The sequence below is a fragment of the Sphingomonas arantia genome (genome assembly GCF_042682045.1).
Taxonomy (GTDB): domain Bacteria; phylum Pseudomonadota; class Alphaproteobacteria; order Sphingomonadales; family Sphingomonadaceae; genus Sphingomonas_R; species Sphingomonas_R arantia.
Genome location: NZ_JBHUGS010000002.1, coordinates 208,773 through 231,200, shown reverse-complemented (window position 1 = coordinate 231,200; position 22,428 = coordinate 208,773). Strand labels below are relative to the sequence as shown.

General features: G+C 67.7%; 27 protein-coding genes and 1 tRNA gene. 17 read left to right on the top strand and 11 right to left on the bottom strand.

What is annotated here, in order from left to right; all coding sequences use genetic code 11:
• Window positions 1-98 precede the first annotated feature (98 nt).
• The 3 genes from ACFSGX_RS06820 to ACFSGX_RS06810 all read left to right on the top strand — a co-directional run bounded on the left by ACFSGX_RS06820 (window position 99) and on the right by ACFSGX_RS06810 (window position 1,292).
• Window positions 99-767 carry a hypothetical protein gene (locus ACFSGX_RS06820; RefSeq protein ID WP_380928567.1) on the top strand — a complete coding sequence of 223 codons (669 nt, stop codon included), beginning with the start codon at window positions 99-101 and terminating at the stop codon, window positions 765-767.
• A gap of 65 nt (window positions 768-832) precedes the next feature.
• Window positions 833-1,162: a hypothetical protein gene (locus tag ACFSGX_RS06815; RefSeq protein ID WP_380928566.1), complete on the top strand. Its 330-nt coding sequence runs from the start codon at window positions 833-835 to the stop codon at window positions 1,160-1,162.
• 56 nt (window positions 1,163-1,218) lie between these two features.
• Window positions 1,219-1,292 (top strand) — tRNA-Gly (locus ACFSGX_RS06810).
• An 11-nt stretch (window positions 1,293-1,303) separates the two neighbouring features.
• Here the strand turns inward: ACFSGX_RS06810 and ACFSGX_RS06805 are convergent.
• Window positions 1,304-2,557: an MFS transporter gene (locus ACFSGX_RS06805; RefSeq protein ID WP_380929994.1), complete on the bottom strand. Its 1,254-nt coding sequence runs from the start codon at window positions 2,555-2,557 to the stop codon at window positions 1,304-1,306.
• A gap of 230 nt (window positions 2,558-2,787) precedes the next feature.
• Between ACFSGX_RS06805 and ACFSGX_RS06800 the strand changes: the two genes are divergently transcribed.
• The 4 genes from ACFSGX_RS06800 to ACFSGX_RS06785 all read left to right on the top strand — a co-directional run bounded on the left by ACFSGX_RS06800 (window position 2,788) and on the right by ACFSGX_RS06785 (window position 6,997).
• Complete coding sequence (locus ACFSGX_RS06800; protein WP_380928564.1) at window positions 2,788-4,839, top strand: carbon starvation CstA family protein; 2,052 nt, start codon at window positions 2,788-2,790, stop codon at window positions 4,837-4,839.
• A complete protein-coding gene (locus ACFSGX_RS06795) occupies window positions 4,836-5,030 on the top strand; it encodes a YbdD/YjiX family protein (protein WP_380928562.1) in 195 nt (64 codons plus the stop codon). The genes ACFSGX_RS06800 and ACFSGX_RS06795 overlap by 4 nt, the downstream gene beginning before the upstream one ends.
• 235 nt (window positions 5,031-5,265) lie before the next feature.
• Window positions 5,266-6,195 carry an oxygen-dependent tRNA uridine(34) hydroxylase TrhO gene (gene trhO / locus ACFSGX_RS06790; RefSeq protein WP_380928560.1) on the top strand — a complete coding sequence of 310 codons (930 nt, stop codon included), beginning with the start codon at window positions 5,266-5,268 and terminating at the stop codon, window positions 6,193-6,195.
• Window positions 6,188-6,997 carry a TrmH family RNA methyltransferase gene (locus tag ACFSGX_RS06785; protein ID WP_380928558.1) on the top strand — a complete coding sequence of 270 codons (810 nt, stop codon included), beginning with the start codon at window positions 6,188-6,190 and terminating at the stop codon, window positions 6,995-6,997. Before trhO ends, ACFSGX_RS06785 begins: the two co-directional genes overlap by 8 nt.
• A gap of 1 nt (window position 6,998) precedes the next feature.
• Here ACFSGX_RS06785 and ACFSGX_RS06780 read toward each other — a convergent pair whose 3' ends face one another.
• On the bottom strand, window positions 6,999-7,394 hold the full coding sequence (locus ACFSGX_RS06780; protein ID WP_380928556.1) for a potassium channel family protein: 396 nt from the start codon (window positions 7,392-7,394) through the stop codon (window positions 6,999-7,001).
• A gap of 151 nt (window positions 7,395-7,545) precedes the next feature.
• On the opposite strand from ACFSGX_RS06780, the gene paoA reads away from it, so the two are divergent.
• The 4 genes from paoA (at window position 7,546) to ACFSGX_RS06760 (ending at window position 11,857) form a co-directional block, all read left to right on the top strand.
• Window positions 7,546-8,187 (top strand): aldehyde dehydrogenase iron-sulfur subunit PaoA, encoded by a 642-nt coding sequence (gene paoA, locus ACFSGX_RS06775; RefSeq protein WP_380928554.1) that lies wholly within the window; start codon window positions 7,546-7,548, stop codon window positions 8,185-8,187.
• A complete protein-coding gene (locus tag ACFSGX_RS06770) occupies window positions 8,184-9,134 on the top strand; it encodes an FAD binding domain-containing protein (RefSeq protein WP_380928553.1) in 951 nt (316 codons plus the stop codon). The genes paoA and ACFSGX_RS06770 overlap by 4 nt, the downstream gene beginning before the upstream one ends.
• Window positions 9,135-9,136: 2 nt before the next feature.
• Window positions 9,137-11,329 carry an aldehyde oxidoreductase molybdenum-binding subunit PaoC gene (gene paoC / locus ACFSGX_RS06765; RefSeq protein WP_380928551.1) on the top strand — a complete coding sequence of 731 codons (2,193 nt, stop codon included), beginning with the start codon at window positions 9,137-9,139 and terminating at the stop codon, window positions 11,327-11,329.
• 288 nt (window positions 11,330-11,617) lie between these two features.
• Window positions 11,618-11,857, top strand: coding sequence for a hypothetical protein (locus tag ACFSGX_RS06760; protein ID WP_380928549.1), 240 nt, complete (start codon window positions 11,618-11,620; stop codon window positions 11,855-11,857).
• A 162-nt stretch (window positions 11,858-12,019) separates the two neighbouring features.
• Here ACFSGX_RS06760 and ACFSGX_RS06755 read toward each other — a convergent pair whose 3' ends face one another.
• The 8 genes from ACFSGX_RS06755 to ACFSGX_RS06720 all read right to left on the bottom strand — a co-directional run bounded on the left by ACFSGX_RS06755 (window position 12,020) and on the right by ACFSGX_RS06720 (window position 18,486).
• Complete coding sequence (locus ACFSGX_RS06755; protein WP_380928548.1) at window positions 12,020-12,640, bottom strand: F0F1 ATP synthase subunit B family protein; 621 nt, start codon at window positions 12,638-12,640, stop codon at window positions 12,020-12,022.
• Between the two features lie 16 nt (window positions 12,641-12,656).
• Window positions 12,657-13,148, bottom strand: a complete 492-nt coding sequence (locus tag ACFSGX_RS06750) for a F0F1 ATP synthase subunit B family protein (RefSeq protein WP_380928546.1) — start codon at window positions 13,146-13,148, stop codon at window positions 12,657-12,659.
• Window positions 13,149-13,209: 61 nt separating this feature from the next.
• Window positions 13,210-13,437, bottom strand: a complete 228-nt coding sequence (locus tag ACFSGX_RS06745; RefSeq protein ID WP_076069450.1) for a F0F1 ATP synthase subunit C — start codon at window positions 13,435-13,437, stop codon at window positions 13,210-13,212.
• 43 nt (window positions 13,438-13,480) lie between these two features.
• A complete protein-coding gene (locus ACFSGX_RS06740) occupies window positions 13,481-14,254 on the bottom strand; it encodes a F0F1 ATP synthase subunit A (protein WP_184075084.1) in 774 nt (257 codons plus the stop codon).
• A 36-nt stretch (window positions 14,255-14,290) separates the two neighbouring features.
• Entirely contained in the window at window positions 14,291-14,608 is a 318-nt protein-coding gene (locus tag ACFSGX_RS06735) for an AtpZ/AtpI family protein (protein WP_157177172.1), read from the bottom strand.
• 149 nt (window positions 14,609-14,757) lie between these two features.
• Entirely contained in the window at window positions 14,758-15,144 is a 387-nt protein-coding gene (locus tag ACFSGX_RS06730) for a YdbL family probable chaperone protein (protein WP_380928545.1), read from the bottom strand.
• A 1-nt stretch (window position 15,145) separates the two neighbouring features.
• Window positions 15,146-15,352 (bottom strand): YnbE family lipoprotein, encoded by a 207-nt coding sequence (locus tag ACFSGX_RS06725; RefSeq protein WP_380928544.1) that lies wholly within the window; start codon window positions 15,350-15,352, stop codon window positions 15,146-15,148.
• Window positions 15,349-18,486 (bottom strand): intermembrane phospholipid transport YdbH family protein, encoded by a 3,138-nt coding sequence (locus ACFSGX_RS06720; protein WP_380928543.1) that lies wholly within the window; start codon window positions 18,484-18,486, stop codon window positions 15,349-15,351. The genes ACFSGX_RS06725 and ACFSGX_RS06720 overlap by 4 nt, the downstream gene beginning before the upstream one ends.
• A gap of 75 nt (window positions 18,487-18,561) precedes the next feature.
• Between ACFSGX_RS06720 and radC the strand changes: the two genes are divergently transcribed.
• The 5 genes from radC to ACFSGX_RS06700 all read left to right on the top strand — a co-directional run bounded on the left by radC (window position 18,562) and on the right by ACFSGX_RS06700 (window position 21,182).
• Window positions 18,562-19,287 (top strand): RadC family protein, encoded by a 726-nt coding sequence (gene radC / locus ACFSGX_RS06715; protein WP_380928541.1) that lies wholly within the window; start codon window positions 18,562-18,564, stop codon window positions 19,285-19,287.
• Between the two features lie 72 nt (window positions 19,288-19,359).
• Window positions 19,360-19,566, top strand: a complete 207-nt coding sequence (locus ACFSGX_RS06710) for a hypervirulence associated TUDOR domain-containing protein (protein ID WP_380928540.1) — start codon at window positions 19,360-19,362, stop codon at window positions 19,564-19,566.
• Window positions 19,567-19,605: 39 nt separating this feature from the next.
• Window positions 19,606-20,091 carry a hypothetical protein gene (locus tag ACFSGX_RS17740; RefSeq protein WP_465270296.1) on the top strand — a complete coding sequence of 162 codons (486 nt, stop codon included), beginning with the start codon at window positions 19,606-19,608 and terminating at the stop codon, window positions 20,089-20,091.
• A gap of 45 nt (window positions 20,092-20,136) precedes the next feature.
• A complete protein-coding gene (locus ACFSGX_RS17735; protein WP_465270295.1) occupies window positions 20,137-20,901 on the top strand; it encodes a glycoside hydrolase family 130 protein in 765 nt (254 codons plus the stop codon).
• Window positions 20,901-21,182, top strand: coding sequence for a hypothetical protein (locus ACFSGX_RS06700; protein WP_380928538.1), 282 nt, complete (start codon window positions 20,901-20,903; stop codon window positions 21,180-21,182). The genes ACFSGX_RS17735 and ACFSGX_RS06700 overlap by 1 nt, the downstream gene beginning before the upstream one ends.
• Window positions 21,183-21,314: 132 nt before the next feature.
• On the opposite strand, the gene ACFSGX_RS06695 is transcribed toward ACFSGX_RS06700, so the two are convergent.
• On the bottom strand, window positions 21,315-21,659 hold the full coding sequence (locus ACFSGX_RS06695; protein ID WP_380928536.1) for a hypothetical protein: 345 nt from the start codon (window positions 21,657-21,659) through the stop codon (window positions 21,315-21,317).
• A 277-nt stretch (window positions 21,660-21,936) separates the two neighbouring features.
• Between ACFSGX_RS06695 and ACFSGX_RS06690 the strand changes: the two genes are divergently transcribed.
• The gene (locus ACFSGX_RS06690; protein WP_380928534.1) at window positions 21,937-22,386 is read left to right on the top strand and encodes a hypothetical protein; all 450 of its coding nucleotides are present in this window, start codon (window positions 21,937-21,939) and stop codon (window positions 22,384-22,386) included.
• Window positions 22,387-22,428: the final 42 nt, after the last annotated feature.

The following is a 22,428-nucleotide window of genomic DNA, read 5'->3' as shown; positions in this document are numbered from 1 at the left end:
TGCAGAAATCGCGAAGCCGTTGCCGAACGCCCCGTCGCAGTCCGAAGCTGCTATACCGGAGCAGCGCCGCGATACGCGGGCAGACTGAGGGGATCGCCATGTTCGACCTGATCGGCTCGATGCTGCTGCTGGCGGCACCCGCATTGCCGTCGAACGGCTCGGCGCCGGCCCCCGTCACCTCGCCATCACCGGACAAGGCTCGCAGCGCCGTGATCGGCTGCGGCGTGGCACCCGATCGCGTCAGCGTGTCGTACGACGAGGACATGCAGGAAGACGTCGTGTGGATCGCAAGTGGCAATGCACCGTTCGCAAAGACCATGCTGTCCTGCATCGCACACGCGTCCCGCCGGACGTCCTACTATGTCTATTTCCGCGAGGCGGCGGAGTGGAAGCGTTATTCGGCAATCTACGCGACCATCGCAAACACCGGAGACGTCGCCGAAGCACGCGCGTGGTTGCAGGAGCAGAACCGGCCCGAAACCGCGCGGTCGATCAAGCGCGGTCGCCCGCTGGCCGGGTTCACGAAGGCCGTCGAACAATTCTGCGGCGTCCAACCCGGCGCGCTGCTCGTCGCGGTCGACGACCGGACCATAACCTTTACCGAGGGCGGCCTCGGGCATCTGACCGCCACCGGGATCGAAGGCGCCGCCGCCACGCCGGCGCAGTATGAGTGCGTCACCTACGTCATGGCGGCCAGTGACCTGCTATCGCACGACATCTTCTTCGGCTTCATCGGGAGTGACCCCAGGAAAGCACCATCGCAGTAGGATTTGCGCTTTCCTACAAACCCGCCCTCGTCCATGTTCTTCCTTTGTTCCGCGAAGAGGCCGACATGGGCATCGACATCAGACCGATTCGTTCCGACCGCATTGCCGTCACCGGCGACATCGACGTCCAGTTGCGCATCCCCGATACCGGGATCGAGGATCGCTTCTGGATCGCGACCAGCGACGGGTCGCGCATCCTCGGCACGCCTGATCGGCACGGGCGGATCGGGTTCCGATTGGTCGATGAAGGCGCAGCACTGGTCCACATCACGGACGATCGGATCGTCATGGAATGGCGGATGGACTGGATCACGATCGCCGGCTTCTACGAAGGCGCGCAGCCCCGCCGGACCCGGTCGGATGCGCCGCCCGCCCGCGAACCGGCGCATGCCTGACCGCACGCCAAGACGGTTGACGAACCGCCCGCCCGAATGGCAGGGAACCACCCGACGCGGGTATAGCTCAATGGTAGAGCACTAGCCTTCCAAGCTTGTGACGCGGGTTCGATCCCCGCTACCCGCTCCACGTTTTAACCGTCAGTCGACAGCGGTCCCGGACCGCGACGCCGCGAGCAGCGCAACCAGACTGACCGCCGCACACCCCGCCAGATACCAGCCGACCGGTGCCAGCCCGCCACGCTCCGCCATCGCCTGCGCAGCCAGCGGTGCCACCCCGCCCCCCAGGATCCCGCCGACGTTGAACGCGATCGACGCGCCGGTATAGCGCACCCCCGCCGGAAACAGCCCCGGCAACCACGCGCCGAGCGGCCCGTACACGAACCCCATCGCCAGCAACGCGAGCGCCAGGAACACGAACACCCCCACCGCCGATCCACTGCCGAACAGCGGCGCGAGCAGCATCCCGACCGCCACCGTTCCCAGGCACCCGCCGATCAGCACGCGCCGCGGATCGTAGCGATCCGACAGCACGCCGGCCGCGACGATCCCCGCCGCCATGAACAGGATCGCGCCAAGCTGCATCAGCAGGAACTCGGTCCGCGAATAGCCGAGCGTCCCGGTCCCCCAACCGAGCGCGAACGCCGTCGCGAGATAGTAGAGCGCGAAACACGCCACCACACCGAACGTCCCGGCCAGCGTCGGCCCCAGATGGCGCGCGAACACCGTCGCGAACGGCACCGCCTCCGGCGGCCCCTCCGCCAACTGCTGCTTGAACGCAGGCGTCTCGGTCAGCTTCAACCGCACCCAGAGCCCCAACCCGACCAGTACCGCGCTCGCCAGGAACGGCACGCGCCAACCCCAGTCACGGAACTGATCGGGCGTCAGCGTCAGCCCGAGCAGCAGGAAGAAGCCGTTCGCCGCGATGAACCCGACCGGCGCGCCGAGCTGCGGCACCATGCCGAACCGCCCGCGCCACCCCGGCGGCGCATTCTCGACCGCCAGCAACGCCGCCCCGCCCCACTCACCGCCCAGCCCGAACCCCTGCCCGAACCGCAGCACGCACAGCAACGCGGGCGCCCACCATCCCGCCACCTGATATGTCGGCAGGAACGCAATCAGCGTCGTCGATCCCCCCATCAGCAGCAGCGACGCGACCAGCGTCGATTTCCGCCCGATCCGGTCGCCATAATGACCGAACACCGCCGCCCCCACCGGCCGCGCGACGAACGCGAGCCCCAGGCTGGCATAAGCCGCCATCTGCTGCGCCGCCGCCGACGTGGCCGGAAAGAACATCGCCCCGAAAAACAGGCTCGCCGCGGTCGCATAGATATAGAAATCGTAGAACTCGACCGCCGTCCCGACCAGGCTGGCCCACAGCACGCGCCGGTTCATGTTCGGATCGTCCACCTGATTCCCCTGTGTGTCTGATGCCTCCTTACCCGGTCTGACAACGGAAGGGAGAGCCAACACCTGCACCGCCGACAGTTCCCCGGCGAAGGTCGGGGCCCAGGTGAAGCGGTTGCGTCTGGGCCCCGGCCTTCGCCGGGGAACAAGACCGGCAGGCAGCTTGCCCTCCAACCCAAACCCCGACTAGGTTCCACCCAAGAACAGAGGGGCGGCGCATGACCATCATCCAGAAAACCGGCTGGGCCGCCATGGCCGCGCTTGCGGCCGGCGCGCTCGCGGTGGTCGCCACGTCCCGCGGGGAACAGATCAACGCGCTCTGGATCGTCGCCGCCGCGATCTCGGTCTACCTGATCGCCTACCGCTTCTACGCGCGCTTCATCGCGGACCGCGTGCTGCGCATCGACCCGGCCCGCACCACCCCGGCGCACCGCCGCGCCGACGGGCTCGACTATGTGCCCACCAACCGCAACATCCTGTTCGGCCACCATTTCGCGGCGATCGCCGGCGCCGGCCCGCTGGTCGGCCCCGTGCTCGCGGCACAGATGGGTTACCTCCCCGGTACGCTCTGGATTCTCGCCGGCGTCGTCGTGGCGGGCGCGGTGCAGGACTTCATGATCCTGTTCATCTCGATGCGCCGCGACGGCCGTTCGCTCGGCGAACTGATCCGGATGGAGATGGGGACGATCCCCGGCACGATCGCGCTGTTCGGCGCCTTCATGATCATGGTCATCATCCTCGCCGTCCTCGCGCTGATCGTGGTGCGCGCGCTCGCCGAAAGCCCGTGGGGGTTGTTCACCGTCGCCGCCACCATCCCGCTCGCCATGTTGATGGGCGCCTACACACGCTGGATCCGCCCCGGCCGGGTGGGCGAGGTGTCGGCGCTCGGCATGATCGGGCTGTTCGCCGCGATCGTGTTCGGCGCCAACGTCGCCGCCTCGCCCACGCTGGCACCGCTGTTCACCTACACGCCCGTCCAGCTTTGCTGGATCCTGATCGGCTACGGCGCGGTCGCCTCCGTCCTGCCGGTCTGGCTGCTGCTCGCCCCCCGCGACTATCTGTCGACATTCCTCAAGATCGGCGCGATTGCGGCACTGGCGATCGGCATCGCGATCATGGCCCCGCCGCTCCGCATGCCTGCGGTCACCGTGTTCGCGGGCGGCGGCGGCCCGGTCTGGTCGGGCTCGCTCTTCCCGTTCCTGTTCATCACGATCGCCTGTGGTGCGGTCTCCGGCTTCCACGCGCTGATCGCCAGCGGCACGACGCCCAAACTGATCGCCAGCGAAGCCGACGCCCCGTTCATCGGCTACGGTGCGATGCTGATGGAAAGCTTCGTCGCGATCATGGCGCTGGTCGGCGCCTCGATCCTCGATCCCGGCATCTATTTCGCGATGAACAGCCCGGCCGCGGTGCTCGGCCCCGACGCCATGAGCGCCGCCGCCGCGGTCACCGCGATGGGCTTCCCGATCGACGCGGCGACGCTCACCCAGACCGCGCGCGACGTGGGCGAGGCGAGCATCATCTCGCGCACCGGTGGCGCCCCGACGCTCGCGGTCGCGATGGCGCAGATCTTCAGCCACGTGATCGGCGGCAAGGCGATGATGGCCTTCTGGTACCATTTCGCGATCCTGTTCGAGGCGCTGTTCATCCTGACCGCGGTCGACGCCGGCACCCGCGCGGGCCGCTTCATGCTGCAGGACCTGCTCGGGCTTATGGTCCCGCGATTCCGCGATACCTCCGCGGTCGCACCCGGCCTCGTCGCCACCGCGCTCTGCGTCGCGGCGTGGGGCTTCTTCCTGTACCAGGGCGTCACCGATCCGCTCGGCGGCGTGAACACGCTCTGGCCGCTGTTCGGCATCTCGAACCAGATGCTCGCCGCCATCGCGCTGACGCTCGCCACGGTCGTCCTGTTCCGCATGAAGCAGCACCGCTTCGCCTGGGTCACGATCGTCCCGGCGGCGTGGCTGATCCTCTGCACCACCGCCGCCGGCCTGCTGAAGCTGTTCTCCGCGGATCCGAAGGTCGGGTTCCTGTCCCACGCCGCCAAATACGGTGACGCGCTGTCCCGCGGCGAGGTGCTGGCCCCCGCCAAGTCGATCGGCGACATGAGCCGGATCGTGATGAACGACCGCATCGACGCCGGCCTCTGCGCGATCTTCCTCGCGGTCGTCGCCGCGATTCTGTTTTACGGCATCCGCACCTGCATCGCCGCACGCCGGGTGTATCACCCGACCGTGTCCGAGCTCCCCGCCCTGGCGCCCGCGGAATGAGCCGCTTCGCCCGGGTCATAAAGGCGCTCCGCGACACCGCCCGGCTGATGGTCGGCGTGCCGAGCTACGACGCCTACCGCGCGCACATGGCCGCCCACCACCCCGACCGCGAGCCGATGTCCGAATGTACCTTCTTCCGCAACCGCCAGGACGCCCGCTACGGCAGCGCCGGCGGCGGACGATGTTGCTGAGCTTAGCCTAGCGCCTACCGTTCCCCGGCGAAGGCCGGGGCCTAGGTGAAGCGCTTGCGCCAAGGCCCCGGCTTCCGCCGGGGAACGCTCAAGACCAGGAGCAGTCAGACCTCGCCTCAAACACGTCATCCCGGCGAAAACCGGGATCTCCCTCCGGTCGAGCGCAACCTAAAGCCAAAACGCCCCCCCCCCGCGAAGATGACGACACAGGCCCGCCCTGCTAAGGGCCCGCACCATGATCCAGGTCGCCGCCCTCTACCGCTTCACCCGCTTCCCCGACCCGCAAGCCCTGCGCGACCCCCTCCTCACCACATGCACCACGAACGAGGTCAAAGGCACGCTCCTCCTCGCGCAGGAAGGGATCAACGGCACCATCGCCGGTCCCGCGAACGGGATCGCGGCGGTCCTCGACCACATCCGCACCCTCCCGGGCTGCGCCGACATCACGGTCAAATACAGCGATGCCGCCACCATGCCGTTCCACCGCATGAAGGTCCGCATCAAACGCGAGATCGTCACCATGGGCGAACCCGCGATCGACCCGCTGGAGGGCGTCGGCCACTATGTCGCGCCGTCCGACTGGAACGCGCTGATCGCCGACCCCGCGACGCTCGTCATCGACACGCGCAACGACTACGAGGTCGCGATCGGCACCTTCGCCAACGCGGTCGATCCGAAGACGCAGAGCTTCCGCGACTTCCCCGCCTGGTTCCGCGCCAACCGCGAGAGCATCGCGCCCGACACCCGGATCGCGATGTTCTGCACCGGCGGCATCCGCTGCGAAAAGGCGACCGCCTTCCTCAAGTCCGAGGGGCTCGACGACGTCCACCATCTCGACGGCGGCATCCTCAAATATCTCGAAACCGTCCCCGCCGCCGAAAGCCTGTGGCAGGGCGAATGCTTCGTGTTCGACGAACGCGTCGCGGTCGGCCACGGCCTCGCCCCCGGCACGCACGGCCTGTGCCGCGCCTGCCGCCGTCCCGTCTCCCCCGCCGACCGCGCCTCGCCGCTGTTCGTCGAGGGGCAGGCCTGCCCCGCCTGCCACAACGCGCGCGATGCCGACCAGCGCGCCGGCTATGCCGAACGCCACCGCCAGGTTGCGCTGGCCGAGGCGCGCGGGGAACCGCATGTCGGCGCACAGAACGTCGGCGGGCGGCATGACTAACATCGTCACGATCACCGACCCGGCCGACCCGCGGATCGAGCCCTATCGCGACATCCGCGACCGCGATCTGGTCGGCCGCGACGCGCTTTTCGTGGCGGAGGGCAAGGTCGTCCTCAACATGCTGCTCGCATCCGCCGCCTACCGCCCCGTGTCGCTCCTGATCGCCGCCCACCGAACCGCATCGCTTGCCGACCTCCTCGCCCGCGTACCGTACGACGTGCCGGTCTACGCCGCCGCCCAACCGGTGATGGACGCGATTGCCGGCTTCGCGATCCACCGCGGCATCCTGGCCGTCGGACGCCGCATCGACACGCCCGACGCCGACACATTGCTTGCCCGCACCGAGGGGCCTGCGACCATCCTGCTGCTCTCCGCCATCGCCAACCACGACAATCTCGGCGGCATCTTCCGCAACGCCGCGGCGTTCGGCGTGCCCGCGATCCTGCTCGATTCGGACTGCTGCGACCCGCTCTACCGCAAGGCGATCCGCGTCTCGGTCGGCGCCGCGCTGACCGTGCCGTTCGCGAAACTCCCGCGTGGCACAGACCCGATCGCCCTCCTCGAACACCACGGGTTCGACCCCGTCGCGCTCACCCCGTCAGCGCCAGCCACGCTCGCCCGCCACCGACCCGCGGCCCGCACCGCCGTGCTGCTCGGGGCGGAGGGACCCGGCCTCGACCCCGCCCTCCTCGCCCGCGCGCGTCCGCTGTCGATCCCGATGGCGCCCGGCGTCGACAGCCTGAACGTCGCGACCACCAGCGGCATCGTCCTCCACCACCTGACGCAGGTCGCGCCCGACTAGGTCAGTCCGCCCGCTCGTCCAGCTTCGCATCCACCCGGCGGAGCAGCGCCTTGATCTCCTCCTGCTCGGTGTGGGTGAACGCGTCGCTGTCCACGATCAGCCGCGACGCCATCCGCGCCGTGATCAGCGGGATGATGAACAGCGGTACGATATGCATCAGCGCGATCCCAGCGATGCGCCCCGTCGTCGTCACCGGATAGATGTCGCCATACCCGATCGTCATCGCCGTCACGAACGCCCACCACAACGCCTCCCGGAACGGCTTGCCCTCCGCTTCCGTAAACACCGCCGCCGCAACGAAGATGCAGCCGATGTAGAGCGTCAACAGCCCCGCGACATCGTCGATCGCATTGGTCGCGATCCCCTTCACCCGGATCGCATATCGCCGGCCCGCCATGATCTTTCCCCCTGTTGCCCGCGCTTAGACTAACAGTTGATCGGCACGCAACCGACTGCAAATCACTCGCAAAAGGATCGAATTCGCTGGCCCGCGCGTATTTCGTAACGATCGGTAGAAGACCAATAGTTCTGCCGCACGGGGATACTCCATGCATGCCAATGACCCACTCGACGTGACGCGTCGTAGCTTGATTGCCGGCGGGGTTGCGACCGCGGCCGTCGTTTCCACCCCGCTCGGTGCGCAGGCCGCATCGGCCCCCGCCCAGCGCGCACCCGCCGCGACGCTGCCGGTGTCGCTCAAGATCAACGGCAAGACGCGCAAGATCGACGTCGATCCGCGCACCACCCTGCTCGATGCACTGCGCGAGCATCTTGACCTGACCGGCACGAAGAAGGGCTGCGACCACGGTCAATGCGGTGCCTGCACCGTCATCGTCGAGGGTCGCCGCATCAACAGCTGTCTGACGCTCGCCGTGATGCATGACGGCGACTCGGTCACCACGATCGAGGGGCTTGGCCAGCCCGGCAACCTGCACCCGATGCAGGCCGCGTTCGTGACGCATGACGGATACCAGTGCGGCTACTGCACCCCGGGCCAGATCTGCTCCGCGGTCGCAACGCTTGGCGAGATCAAGGACGGTATTCCGAGCCACGTCACCGCCGATCTCGCCGCCGGCATCGCGCCGACCGAGGATGAAATCCGCGAGCGCATGTCCGGCAACATCTGCCGCTGCGCCGCATATTCGAACATCGTCACAGCAATTCGCGATGTCGCGGGGGAACGCGCATGAAGCCCTTTACCTATGAGCGGGCGGACAGCGCGATAGCCGCCGCCGCCGCCATCGCCGCCAACCCGAATGCCAAGTTCATCGCAGGCGGCACCAACCTGCTCGACCTGATGAAGCTGCAGATCGAAACACCGGCGCATCTGATCGACGTCAACCATCTCGGCCTCGACAAGGTCGAGAAGACCCGTGACGGCGGCCTGCGCATCGGCGCGCTCGTCCGCAACACCGATCTCGCCGCGGACCGCACCGTGCGGCGTGACTATGCCGTCCTGTCCCGCGCGCTCGTCTCGGGTGCCTCGGGTCAGCTCCGCAACAAGGCGACGACCGCCGGCAACCTGCTGCAACGCACGCGCTGCCCCTATTTCTACGACACGACCAAGCCCTGCAATAAACGCCAGCCCGGCTCCGGCTGCGCGGCGATTGGTGGCTACAGCCGGTCGCTCGCGGTCATCGGCGTCAGCGACCAGTGCATCGCGACCCACCCGTCCGACATGGCCGTCGCAATGCGCGTACTCGACGCGACCGTCGAGACCGTCAACCCGGACGGCGCCAAGCGCATGATCCCGATCGCGGACTTCCACCGTCTGCCCGGCACCACGCCGAACATCGAAACGAGCCTGCAACCCGGCGAGTTCATCACCGCCGTCACGCTGCCCAAGCCGATCGGGGGCACGCAGATTTACCGTAAGGTCCGCGACCGCGCATCCTATGCCTTCGCGACGATCTCGATCGCGACGGTGCTTCAGCCCGACGGCAGCGGCCGCTTCGCCTTTGGCGGCGTCGCCCACAAGCCGTGGCGCGTCGAGGCTGCCGACGCCCGCGCATCGCAGGGGGCCGCCGCCGTCGCGACCGCCGCGTTCGCCGGTGCCAAGCCGACCGCCCAGAACGCCTTCAAGGTGCCGCTCGTCCAACGGACGCTCGCCGCTGTCTTTACGGAAGCGAAAGCCTGACCATGAAGTTCGACACCCCCGCAACCGCCCTCAATCCGATCGACCAGCAAAAGGTCATCGGCCGCTCGCACGACCGTATCGACGGCCCGGCCAAGGTCACCGGCACCGCGCCCTACGCCTATGAGCGTAACGGCATGGCCCCGAACGCCGCCTATGGCTGGATCGTCGGCTCGGCCATCGCGACCGGCCGGATCGTTTCGATCGACAGCCGCGACGCACTCGCCGCCCCCGGCGTTCTGAAGGTCGTGACCTACGAAAACGCCGGCAAGCTCGCCAAGGCCAAGAACCACACCGCCCATATGTTGGCCGGCCCCATGGTCGAACATTACGACCAGGCCGTCGCACTGGTCGTGGCCGAGACGTTCGAGCAGGCCCGCGACGCCGCCAAGATGGTCCGTGTCCAATATGCGCAGGGGACGCCGAAGGCCGACCTCGCCGCGCAAAAGGACAGCGCGATAAAGCCGAAGGGTGGCAACCCCGACACCGCGGTTGGCGACTTCGCCGGTGCGTTTGCGCGATCCGCGGTCAAGGTAGACTCGACCTACACGACGCCGGATCAGAGCCACGCAATGATGGAGCCGCACGCCACGATCGCATCGTGGACCGGCGACAAGCTGACGCTCTGGACCTCCAACCAGATGATCGACTGGGCGGTCGGCGACATGGCGACCACGCTCATGATCCCGCGCGAAAATGTCCGCGTCGATTCACCGTTCATCGGCGGCGGCTTCGGTGGAAAGCTCTGGGTCCGCTCTGACGCCGTGATGGCGGCCCTCGGCGCCCGCGCCGTCGGCCGGCCGGTCAAGGTGACGCTGGCTCGTCCGCAGATCATGAACAACACGACGCACCGCCCCGCCACGATCCAGCGCCTGCGCATCGGCGCCGGCAAGGACGGCCGGATCGATGCGATCGCGCACGAAGTCTGGTCCGGCGATCTCGAAGGCGGCTCGCCCGAGACCGCGGCAAACGCGACACGGCTGCTCTATCGCGGCGAAAACCGTATGACGTCGCACCGTCTCGCCGTGCTCAACCTCGGCGAGGGCAACGCGATGCGCGCGCCGGGTGAGGCGGTCGGTCTGCTCGCACTCGAAGCGGCGATGGACGAACTGGCCGAAAAGCTGAACATGGACCCGGTCCAGCTCCGCATCGTCAACGATACGCAGTTCGACCCCGAAAAGGGCGAGTCCCGCCCCTTCTCCAGTCGCAAGCTGGTCGAGGCGCTCAAGGTCGGCGCGGACCGCTTCGGCTGGTCGAAGCGTAATCCAAAGCCCGGCCAGGTCCGCGACGGCCAGTGGCTGGTCGGCATGGGGATGGCGTCCGCGTTCCGCGACAACGTCACAATGGACTCCGGCGCGCGCGTCGGCGTCGATTCGAAGGGTCTCGTGACCGTCGAAACCGACATGACCGACATCGGCACCGGCACCTACACGATCATCGCGCAGACCGCGGCCGAGATGATGGGCGTCCCGCTCGAGGGCGTCGTCGTCAAGCTGGGCGATAGCCGCTTCCCCGCTTCGGCCGGCTCCGGTGGACAGTGGGGCGCGAACAGCTCCACCGCTGGCGTCTACGCCGCCTGCATGACGCTCCGCACGCAGCTGGCGCAGAAGGCCGGCTTCAACGCGGATGCCACCTTCGCGGACGGCAAGATCACTTCTGGCAACCGCTCGGTCAGCCTTGGCGAGGCCGCCGGCCCCACCGGCACCGTCGTCACCGACAAAATCGAGTTCGGCGATCTGTCGAAGAAGTACGCCCAGGCCACGTTCGGCTCGCACTTCGCCGAGGTCGGCGTCGACATGGCGACCGGCGAGATCCGCGTCCGTCGCATGGGCGGTGCCTTCGCCGCCGGCCGCATCCTCAATCCGAAATCCGCCCGCAACCAGGTCATCGGTGCAATGGCGATGGGCGTCGGCGCGGCCCTGATGGAAGACGCCGTGCCCGATCCGCGCTTCGGCTATTTCGTCAATCACGACATGGCCGAGTATCATGTGCCCGTACATGCGGACATTCCGAAGCAGGACGTGTTCTTCCTGAGCGAACTCGACGAGAAATCCTCACCGATGAAGGCCAAGGGCGTCGGCGAACTCGGCATCTGCGGCGCCGGCGCGGCGATCGCCAACGCGGTCTACAACGCCTGCGGCGTCCGCATCCGCGACTATCCGCTGACGCTCGACAAGGTCATCAAGGGCATGGCCTAACCCGAAACCGGCCGGGCAATGTTCCGGCCGGGCCTAGACTGATACCTGGCGCAGAGCGGCACTAGCTTTCCCGGTCGGTTGATGAACAGGGTTCTAGATGACTGGTTGACGCGTGGGCGCGAGGAGCCGCGTACCCCCGCGTAGGCAGGGGTCCAGAGCCACAAGGGGTGCCGCAGCTAGTTCACCAAACACCGATCCGCCCAAGTTTCCCCTACGGCACACGTTCGTTGTTGCCTTAAGACGACCGACCTGCAATCGGACCCGACCCGAAACGATTTTGAGGTCGCAATGAAGAAGTTGGTCCAGGTCCTGTGCGTCGTGCTCGTCGCCGCCACCGTGATGTTCGGTTTCCGCTGGTATCGCTACGTCGCCTTCGCGGACAGCCCTTATGACGAAGTTGGCATCGCATTGAACGGCAAAATGCCCGGCCCGATCCGCAGCTGGGGCTGCCACAAGCTCCAGGCCCGCTTCACCGGCCAGCTTCCTCCTTACGGCTGCGCAGCTGCCGATGGCCGCTCCTGGATGTAAAATGCTTCGGCCGGGGATGTTCGTACATCCCCGGCCGTTTTGTAAGGGTACCGCAAACCCTTCGCGCCCCGCATGAAAAGCGCGGCCCCGTTAGTCCGGGCACAAACGAAAAAGGCGGCCTCCGTAGAGACCGCCTTCCGAAATCCACTCAGACTGAACCGATCAGTTCAACCGAGCACTCCCCAGCCCGGAGATCGTCTGATCGACCAGCGCCTTGTCCACCCCGGCATCGTGCCGTTCGGAGATCAGCATCGCCGCCGCGGACGCCGCGACCGTCGCCGTCTTCGCCCGCACTTCGGCCACCGCCGCACGTTCGGCCGCGTCGATCCGGTCCTCGGCCATCCGACGGCGCCGCTCGATCAGCGTCTCGGCATCGGCCTGTGCCTTCTCGACGATATCGCGTGCATCGACATGCGCCTGCGCCACGATCGCATCCGCCTCGGACGCCGCCGCGGCTGCCCGCGCCTCATATTCCAGCTTCAGCTTCTCGGCATCGGCGCGCAGCTGCCGCGCCTCGTCGAGCTGTGCGCGGATGCCGACGATCTTGCGGTCGAGCGCGCCGCCGATCGCGGCGGGCACCTTCTTCCACAACATGATGACGATCAGCACGATCATCGCCAGCGCGACCCAGGCCGTGCCGTTCATGCCGAGCGCGGTCGGATCGGCGTGCGCCACTTCCGTGCCCTGGCTGAACGTCGCGCCGACATGCGTCGGCTCCAGCCCTTCCGTCTGGGTCGGATGTTCCAGGTTGCGGGTCACCGTTGCGGGTGCTTCGATGCTCATAGGGCGTCCTTGAAAATCATGCGGCCAGCGCGGACCGTGCCGCACGTTCGGCATCCTCGGGCGCAACCTGCGCACCCGAAAGGCGGAACACGATGTCGCGTGCCGCTTCCGCCGCAACGCTCTCGATCCCGCTCAGCGCGCGATCGGTGACGGCGCGCAGGTCCGCTTCGGCGGCATCGGACTGCGTCGCCAGTTCAGCATCCGCGGCCTTCACCCGGCCTTCGGCGGCGAGCAGCGCATCGGCCTTCGCCTTTTCCGTTTCGACGCGGGCGCCGTTACGGGCCGCGTCCATCCGCGCGCGATACGCGGCTTCGGTCGCATCGGCGGCGGCGCGGGCGGCGTGGGCGGCGGCGAGATCGTCCGCGATCTTGCGATCGCGCGCGTCCACCGTAGCCTCGATCTTGGGCACCATGCCGTTGCCGATCGCAAAATAGATGATCGCGAAGATCACGAGCATCCAGAAGATCTGCGATGCGTAGGTCGCTGAGATCTGTGCGATCTGTGGCATCTGGGTATCCTGTCAGGGCGCGGGCGTACGCACGTCGCGTACGCCCTTGCCGGTCATGCGATCAGACGGCGTAAACCAGGACCATCGCGATCACGAACGCCAGCAGGCCGAGCAGCTCGGCTGCGGCGAAACCGATGAACAGGCGACCCTGCTGGCCGTCGGCGGCCGACGGATTGCGCAGCGCGCCCGACAGGAACGCGGCGAAGACGTTACCGACACCGAGGGCGGCAAGGCCCACGCCGATGGCAGCAAGACCGGCACCGAGCAGCTTTGCGGCGACTGGATCCATGATAAATTCCCTTTGTTGAAACAGTTAGAAGGTGAAACGAAACTCAGTGAAGATTGACGGCGTCGTTCAGGTACAACGACGTCAGCAGCGCGAACACATAGGCCTGTATCACGCAGACCAGAAGTTCCAGCGCCGAAATGCCGACCATCAGGACAAAACTCGGACCGCCGACCAGGATACCCCAGCCAAGCCCGGCACCGCTCGAATTGATGATGAACCCGGCCAGCACCTTCAGTAGAATGTGCCCCGCGGTCATCGCCACGAACAGTCGCAACGCCAGGCTGAACGGCCGCACCATGAAGGAGATCAGTTCGATCACGAACATCAGCGGGATCATCAGCTTGGGCGTGCCCGACGGGATGAACAGCGAGAAGAAGTGGAACCCGTGCCGCGCGAACCCGACGACGAGCACCGTTCCGAACGCCAGCAGCGCTAGCACGCCGGTCACCGTGAAGTGGCTGGTCGACGTGAACGGATGCGCGCCGGTGATGCCGATCGGCAGCAGACCGAGGATGTTCGAGAGCAGAATGAACATGAACAGCGTGAAGACCAGCGGCACGAACCGCTTTCCTTCCGGCCCGACGTTCGTCGCGATCATGCCGTTGATGAAGCCCGTCACGCCCTCGACCGCGGCCTGCCAGCGGCCGGGCACCAGTTCGCGCTTCATGCCGCCCAGCATGAACACCCACAGGCACACCAGGGTGATCACCATCCACAATGCGGAATTGGTGAACGGAAAATGCCAGTTGATCGTGCCGAACAGCGGCTCGACCGTGAACTGGTGCATCGGATCGATCTTGCCGCCTTCTGCCGCCACGTCTCAATCCCTGTTCATGCGACGAGCGCCCGGAAACTACTCCGGACGCTCGTTCGAAATCCGTATGATGTTTCTGAAGGCGACGCCGATCCCGAGGACCATCAGCACCAACAGGCCCCAGGGCGCGGTGTTCAGCCAGCGGTCCAACAACCACCCGACCAACGCGCCGCCGGAAGGCCCCGCGATCAACTCGGCAAGCACGCGGTTTCCCTGGGAATATCCCTTGGTGGAAGGCCGCTCGGTCTTGCCGGTCCTGATCGATTCGGCGTGACGCGCCTGCTTCAGTCGCTCGTCGAGCGACGTCAGCCGGTCGTCCCCGCCGGTCGGGTCCTGCCCGGGATCGCCTGCCGCCACGTCGTCACCCTCCCCCTAAGAAGCGCGCACGACGATGTCGGCGAGCAGCCCCGCCAAGGCCCGGTCCCTTTAGGAAAGCGACGGAACCAAGTCAACACAGGCCCGCCCCGGCGCGCGCGCCGCGACCCGAACCCGCGCTACTTGTGGCTTCAGCCGCACACCGCCGGCAACGCGATCGGCCCGTCGCCGCGCGTCTGCCAGCTGCCGCCGATGCTGTACTTCTGGCCTGGCGCCACGCGCTTGGCCAGCTGGTCGCACCCGCGTGCCGTCGCCACTTCCTGCACGGTCGCCTTCTGCCGCGCCGCGATGTCGGTATAGATCGCCCGCCGCTTGATGTTCACCGCATCGACCGCCGATTTCACCGCACCCGACGGCGACGTCACGAAACCGAGATAGCCGTCCGCCTGCTCGCCGACTTCGCCGCTCGCCCGCGCCGCCGCAACGACCCCGTCGTCGCCCTGCGCCATCGCGACCTGCGCGCTGCCCAACAGGATCACCAGGCCACCGGCCGCCAACCATTTCATCCGTCGCGTCATGTCAGAATACTCCCGGATATTGCTGGTCGAGATTCTGCACGTCCTTGCGAAGGCTGACCACCACCTCCTGTCGGATATTGACGTTCAGGTTGATTTCGATCGGCTTGTCCGGCGCCTTGACCGAAATACAGCCACCCAGCAGCAACATCGTTGCACCTGCCAGGCCGATCCCTGTCGAACGTCCTCCCGTCATCATGCCTTGGTTCATCGCACGGGTTCGCTTTCCTTGGGCTGAACGGGGCCGGACCCCGGGAGGGTTTCTACGGGCGTCCCGTCGCTGGACGGCAACGCCCGCCGGATCAGGCCGCGCGGATCGTTCAGCGATTGCGCACTGTTCAGCAACCCCCGGAACGGCGCCTTGATCACGATATTGAACCGGAACGGCAGGTTGGAGAAGGCCGACAGCAACCCGTTCTTGCGGATCGCCTCGCGCGGCGTCTGGTTCGTCCCGTCGAACACCACCTTGCTAATCAATTCGCCGTCCAGCGAGCCGTCGAGCAGGATCGTCAGGTCGCGATATTTCATCCACTTCAACGCATCGAACGCCAGCGATCCGAACATCCCGAGCTTCGCGTTCGATACCTCGCCGACATAGGCCAGCGTCCCGCCCCCCGGCCGCACCGCCAGCCGCCCGCCCGCGATCCGCCCGCCGCGATCGTCGAAGATCATCGGCATCACCCCGTCGAACGTCCCCGTCACCGCGATATTGTCGAACCCGAACTGCTGGACGAACAGCGCGGCGTCCATGCCCGTGATGCGGAACGTCATGCGTCGTTCCGTCGTCCCGCCGAAATCGAGCAAAGTCCGATCGAGCGTCAGCTCCCCGCCGGAGAACGGCCACCGGCCGCCCTCCACCTGCACGCGTTGGTCGGGCAGCAGGCTGTACCGCACGACCCCGTCGGTCACCGCGATGCCGGGGTTGATCTCCGCGACCGTCGCCACCTGCCCAGGCGCGCTCCGCAGGGCAAGCAGGTCGTCGAACGTCACCCGCGTCTTCAGGCCCGTTACCGGCCCGAACGCCGCGGCCAGGTCCAGCGCTTCGGTGCCGAACGTCCCCGTGCTCGTCACGCCGGTCCGCGTCCAGGCGATGTCGCCCTGCCCGGTCACCGTCCCCTTCACATTCGCCACGACGCCCAGCGTCAGCCGGGTCAGCTGCTCAGGCTGCAACGTCGGCCCGAATGTGATGCCCGGCACCGCCAGCCGCGCCGTGCCGGCACCCGTGTTAAGGTCGTGCCGGATCGCAACGTCCGTCACCGCGACGCCCGCCGCCGGCGTCTGCAACCGCCCACCGGCCACCACGCGATTGTCCGCCAACGTCAGCTTGAAATCAGGCGATACCAATGGCTTGAAGCGCGGATCTGCCAGCGTGTCCGAAACCGTCACGGTGTCGCCGTCCATCGCCAGCGCACCCCCGATCAAGCGCCAGTCGCCCACCGCATCGCTCAGCCGCAGCGGAACCGCCATGATCTGCCCCGACAGCCCGGCAAACCGTCCGCCCACGCCACCGGTGACGAAATTCCCCGCCATCCGCTCCGCATCGATCCGCAGCGTCCGGTCGTCCACCGGCCCCAGCCCCACGGACACCCCGTCCGCGACGAAGTCCGGCCCGGCGATGTCGAATGCCAGCGCCGCCGCCCCGATCCGCACCGGCGATCCGCCCAGCGTGCCCACCAGCACCGGCTGCGCGACCCGCCCGCCGCCGCCGATCCGCCCGTTCGCCCCGCGAAACAGCATGCCCATCCCCGCCGGACATGCGGTCAGCCGCGTCCGCCCCACCGACAGCCCGGACAGCACCAGCCGATCGAACGTCACCGGCACGCACCCCGAGTTGACCACGAACGACCCGCCGCGCCCCAGCCGCCCTGCAACCGGCATCACCAGCCCGCTCATCGTCCCGCTCGCGACCGGCCCGTCCAGCGTCGCGACCGTATTGAACCGCGTCGCACCCGGCGCGACGCTGAACCGCACCGGCGTCAGGCTCAGCGCCGCGCCCGCCACACGATAGGGCGCGATCCGCATGCTCCCCGTGATCGGCGCATCGATCCCCGCCTGACGCAGCGTCGAATCGACCGTCGGCAGCCCACCACCCGCCAGCGCCAGCCGCCCATCGATCCGGGTCCCGCCCCGCACCGTATCGACGGTCAGCCCCGTACCGTCCGCAATCGTCAGCCGCGCGCCGCTGTCCGACGTCGCCGCCAACTCGCCGATCCGCAGCTGCGCCCCCTGCCGCCCCTGCGCGAAATCGACCGCACCGCTTGCCTGGAACGCCGACACCGCCCGCGCTGCCGCCGCGCTCATCGCCGCCACCACGGGCGCCAGCGGGGTCCCGCCCGCCGACCGCCCGGCGCTCACGATCGCGCCACGCGTCGCGCCATCAACCGCCGCTCCGGTCATCTTCGCATCGCCCGTCAGCTGCAACGCCAGCCCGGTCCGGTACTTCCCATCGAACCGGATCCGCCGCGCGGTCAGCCCCGTCGTCACGCCGTCCTGCGCCGACACAGCGATCGTGCCCTGCGTGCCCGCCGCAGTGCCGTCGAACCCGGCCTTCCCCTTCAGCCGTGCCACCCGGTTCGCGCCCGACCGCACCCCCGCCACATCGACGAACGCGCCCCCGGTCCAGCGGTCCAGCGCCGCGCTCAACGCCAGGTCGATCGTCGCAGCCGGGCGGGTCAGCGCCAGCCGATCGCCGCACGTCACCGCGTCCGCCGCCACCGGCCCGTCGAGCAACGGCCGGCGCTCGGCGATCGCCAGGTCGACCGTCCCGCGCCCGCCCCGCATCCGGCATCCGCCGAACCGCAGGTCGGGCGCCGCCACCGCCATCCGCCCGCTGAAACCGTCCGACAGCCGCCCCGATCCGTCCACCGCCAGCCCGACGACGCCACCCGCCGTCTCCAGCCGCAGCGACGCATCGGACAACGCCACGCGCAGGTCGGGCAGGCTGAACGGCGCCCCCGTCGGCGCGGGCAGTAATCGGTCCACCTCGCCCAGCGTCACGCGCCCATCCACCAGCTTGCCGCGCAGCCGCACGCCGCTCGCCGAAACCGCCGCCAGATAGGCCCCGGACCAACCATATCCAATCGTCACGTCGGCGCGCGTCGCGGTCAGGTCCGGTCGCGCCGGATCGCCGATCACGACATTCTCCAGCCGCTGGCTGCCGACCCCGAACCGCGTGATGTCGTAGGTCGCCCGCACCCCGCGTCGCGCCAGTTCGGCGTCGATATAATGCGTCGCGACTTCGCTGCGCTGCGTCCAGAGCCCGACCACCGCCAGCGTCGCTACACCCGACGCCGCCGCCACGGCGATTCGGACGCGGCTGCGTCGGCGGGCGGGTACTGCGTCCATTCCCCGGGGTTACCCGCCGGACGATGAACGGTTCCACTCGAAACATGCCGTACCCGCGCTTTTTCCACGGACCGAATGACGGATGCCAACCCCGTGATCCCGCGCTACACCGGTGCGATGATCGCTCCTGCCGACGATGCCTCCGGCCACCGCGCCCGCCTGCGCAGCCGCCTGCTCGAAGGCGGGCCGGAGGCGTTCCTCGATCATGAACTGGTCGAATATCTTCTCGCGCTCGCCATCCCGCGCCGCGACACCAAGCCGCTCGCCCGTACCTTGCTCGCCGAATTCGGCAGCATCGGCGCACTGCTCGGCGCCGATCCGGTGACCTTGTCGAAGGTCGACGGCCTCAGCGAGGGCGCGGTCGCCGCGATCAAGATCGCCGAGGCGTCCGCGCTCCGCTTGCTCCGCTCGCCGATCGCTAACCGCCCCGTCCTGTCCAACTGGCAGGCGCTGCTCGACTATCTCCACGCCGACATGGCACACCGCGCCACGGAACGCGTCCGCGTCCTGCATCTCGACACGCGCAACAAGTTGATCCGCGACGAACTCGTGTCCGAAGGGTCGATCGACCAGGCCGCGGTTCATGTGCGTGAGGTCGTGAAGCGCGCACTCGAACTCAATTCCGCCGCGATCATCCTCGTCCACAATCACCCGAGCGGAGATCCGAAGCCCAGCCGTGCCGACATCGCGCTCACCCGCGACATCGTCGACGCCTGCCGCCCGCTCGGCCTGGCGGTCCACGATCACATCATTATCGGCAACACCGGCCACGCCAGCTTCAAGGCGCTCGGGCTGATCTGACTCGCCACAAAAGCGGCGACGTACAGGCAACTCCGCCTCCGCCCGCGGGTTTGGCGGACAGAGGAGACGATCATGACGGACGAACCGAAAAAGGGCGACAAGGTCAGCTGGAACAGTCCAGGCGGCGAGGCGCATGGCAAGGTCGTGAAAAAGGTCACGAGCGAGACCAAGATCAAGGGCCACAAAGTCGCCGCGACCAAGGACGATCCGCAGTTCATCGTCGAAACCGACACGGGCGCGCAGGCCGCACACAAGCCGGACGCGCTCCACAAGGACTGACAGGGCGACAACGATCCCCCAGTCGTTCGGGAGCATCGCATGAGCGGCACGGACATCATGACCCATTCGGAGGTGCAACTGCATCCCGATCCGTCCCGCACCGTCCTGCGCCCGTTCGATGTCGGCGATCCGGACGGGTTCACGGACCCGTCCCGTTCCCGCGCGCAGCGGATCGTCGATCACATCCTGACGCTGGACGAGGATCAGCTCCGGATCGAACTGAACCGCGTGATGGCCTCGCTCAAGAGCCGCCACACGGGCGTCGAGGCCGTCCTGTTCCGCCGGTTCGAGGAAATGTCCGGCCTGACCCTGGATCGCGCCACCATCCCACGCGACACCGCACTGCTGATCGGCGCCTATTTCAGCGAGGAATATTCGTTCGAGGCGGCTGCCTTGTTCAACCCCAGCGTCATCCTCCACCCCGACCAGTCCGGCCTCGCGGACGGCACAATCCGCTTCATCCTGTCGCTGCGCGGGATCGGCGAGGGGCATGTTTCGTCGGTCACGTTCCGCACCGGCACCTAGACGCCGGGCGGCGAGCTCGTCGTCGATCCGCCCAGCCCCACCGTGGTGTCGCCGCTTATCGAATCGATCGACGGGGACAACGCGGACGGCGCGGTCCGCTTCCGCTGGCCCGATGGCACCGACCCGTCCGAACGCGTGCTGTTCCCGATCACCCCGGCGCAACGCCAGGGGATCGAGGACCTCCGCCTCGTCCGCTTCACCGACGACGACGGCAGCGTCCAGATCCTCGGCACCTATACAGCGTTCAGCGGCGCGTCGGCCCACTCCGAAATGCTCAGCAGCGACGGCTCCGAAATGTTCGAGATCCGCCCGTTGAGCGGCTCGGCCGGCACGGCGAAGGGCATGGCGCTGTTCCCGCGCAAGATCGCCGGCCGCTACGTCATGCTGGGGCGGCAGGACAATGCGAACATCTGGCTGCTGACCTCCGACGACCTGTATCAGTGGGAGGGCGGTGAGAAGATCATCACCCCGCAATATCCCTGGGAATTCATCCAGATGGGCAATTGCGGGTCGCCCATCGAACTGGACGAAGGCTGGCTCGTCCTGACCCACGGCGTCGGCACCGTGCGGACCTACTGCATCGGCGCCTGCCTGCTCGACCGCGACGACCCCACCCGCGTCATCGGCCGCATGAGCCTCCCGCTCGTCCACCCGAGTCCCAAGGAACGCGACGGCTACGTGCCCAACGTCGTCTACAGCTGCGGCGCACTGGTCCATGACCGAACCCTGCTGCTCCCCTACGGCGTCGCGGACAATTTCGCGACCTTCGCCACCGTCGCCATCGATGATCTGCTCGCCACGATGAACTGATGGCCGGTCTCCTCGCCGAACTGGAGGCGATTCCGCAGGACGACGACCTGACCGTCGCGCTCGATGCCAAGATGGAGGCGTGGCAGGCCCGCGCCGTCGGACTGGACGGCGTCGAGGCGATACTGACCTTCCTCACGCGGCACCCGCACCTCGATGTCGGCAACCGGGCCCGCTCGTCCATTTTGTCGAGCGTCATCATCGCCGCGGATACGAAGCGGCCCTACTGCGATCGTTCGCCGACCGACCGACGCCTCCGACGGCCTGGATGCTGGACCGCCTGATCAACGGAACAGCGGACCCGGTCGAACGCGCGACCTACCGCGCCGCCCTTAAGACCGCGCTGGCCCACCCGGCGATCGATCTAAGTACAGCCAGCGAGATCAGATCCTTCCTCAATAGCATCCCCTAACGGGTTACACCCACGTCAAAATTATCAGCTTCGGCACGGTCACCAGCACCGCTACGCCGATCGCGCGCCGCCGGACCCGCATCATCGCCGGCCGCCCCGCATCCGACCCAAGGCAGAACAGCCACAACGTCGCAACCAGCATCGCCCAGGCCAAGACCGACGCGATCACCGGCCACATGACGCTCGCCGGCAACCCCGCCATAGACTCGATCTGCGTGAAGCTCGGCGCACCGATCCCAATCGCCACCAGCGCCGATCCGACCGTCAGGCCATGCTTCGCAACCGGCCTGACACCCTCCCCCGGCCGGCCGGCACAGCGCCCGCACCAGCGCCAGTACCGGACCGGCACAGATCAATGCCCCGATCATACCGGTCATGGCGCCGATCCCGTGCGCGTCGAACATGGCCCATGGCACGTCGTCGGTGCGCGCATAGCGGCTCAGCACCAGGCTGCACGACAGCGGCCGAAGTGCATAGATCACCGCCGTCACCCACCCGATCAGTCGATGGGTGCCGGTCCGGACAATCATGCGACGACGCTGACCGGCCACCTGCGCCGTTGCAATCGCACCGCCGATGGGGTTCGATCCCATATCGACGCGACGCGACATAATATTGGAGCATCCATGCGCCCCTTCGCCCGGACCTGCCTGCTGCTTCTGATGATGGCGACGACGGGCGCGGGCACGCCGTCCGGCACGGTCGTCAACGACAGCGCGGCGTTGCAGCGGCTGTATACGAACAGCGGCGTGACGCTGCACTACATCTCGTTCGAAACGCCGGGACGCGGCCAGCTCGACGTGCGGCTGGCCAACGGCTTCGTCCATCTGAAGGGTATGCACCGGGCGATCGGCGAGCCCGGCCTGCTGACGATCGAGGGCGACGTGCTGGCCATCGACGCGCGCAGCTTCACCTTCCGCGGCCGCATCGTCATCGCCGACACGCCCGATCCCGGCCGCCGCTGCATCCGCGACGGCGTCTTTCACTTCCGCCAGACTGGCGTTCGGCGCTACTGGCGGATGCAGGAGATGGAGCGCTGCGACGGACTGACCGACTATGTCGATATCTTCCTTTGAAGGCGGAGCGCCCGAACGACAGGACGCTCGACCCCGCTCCCT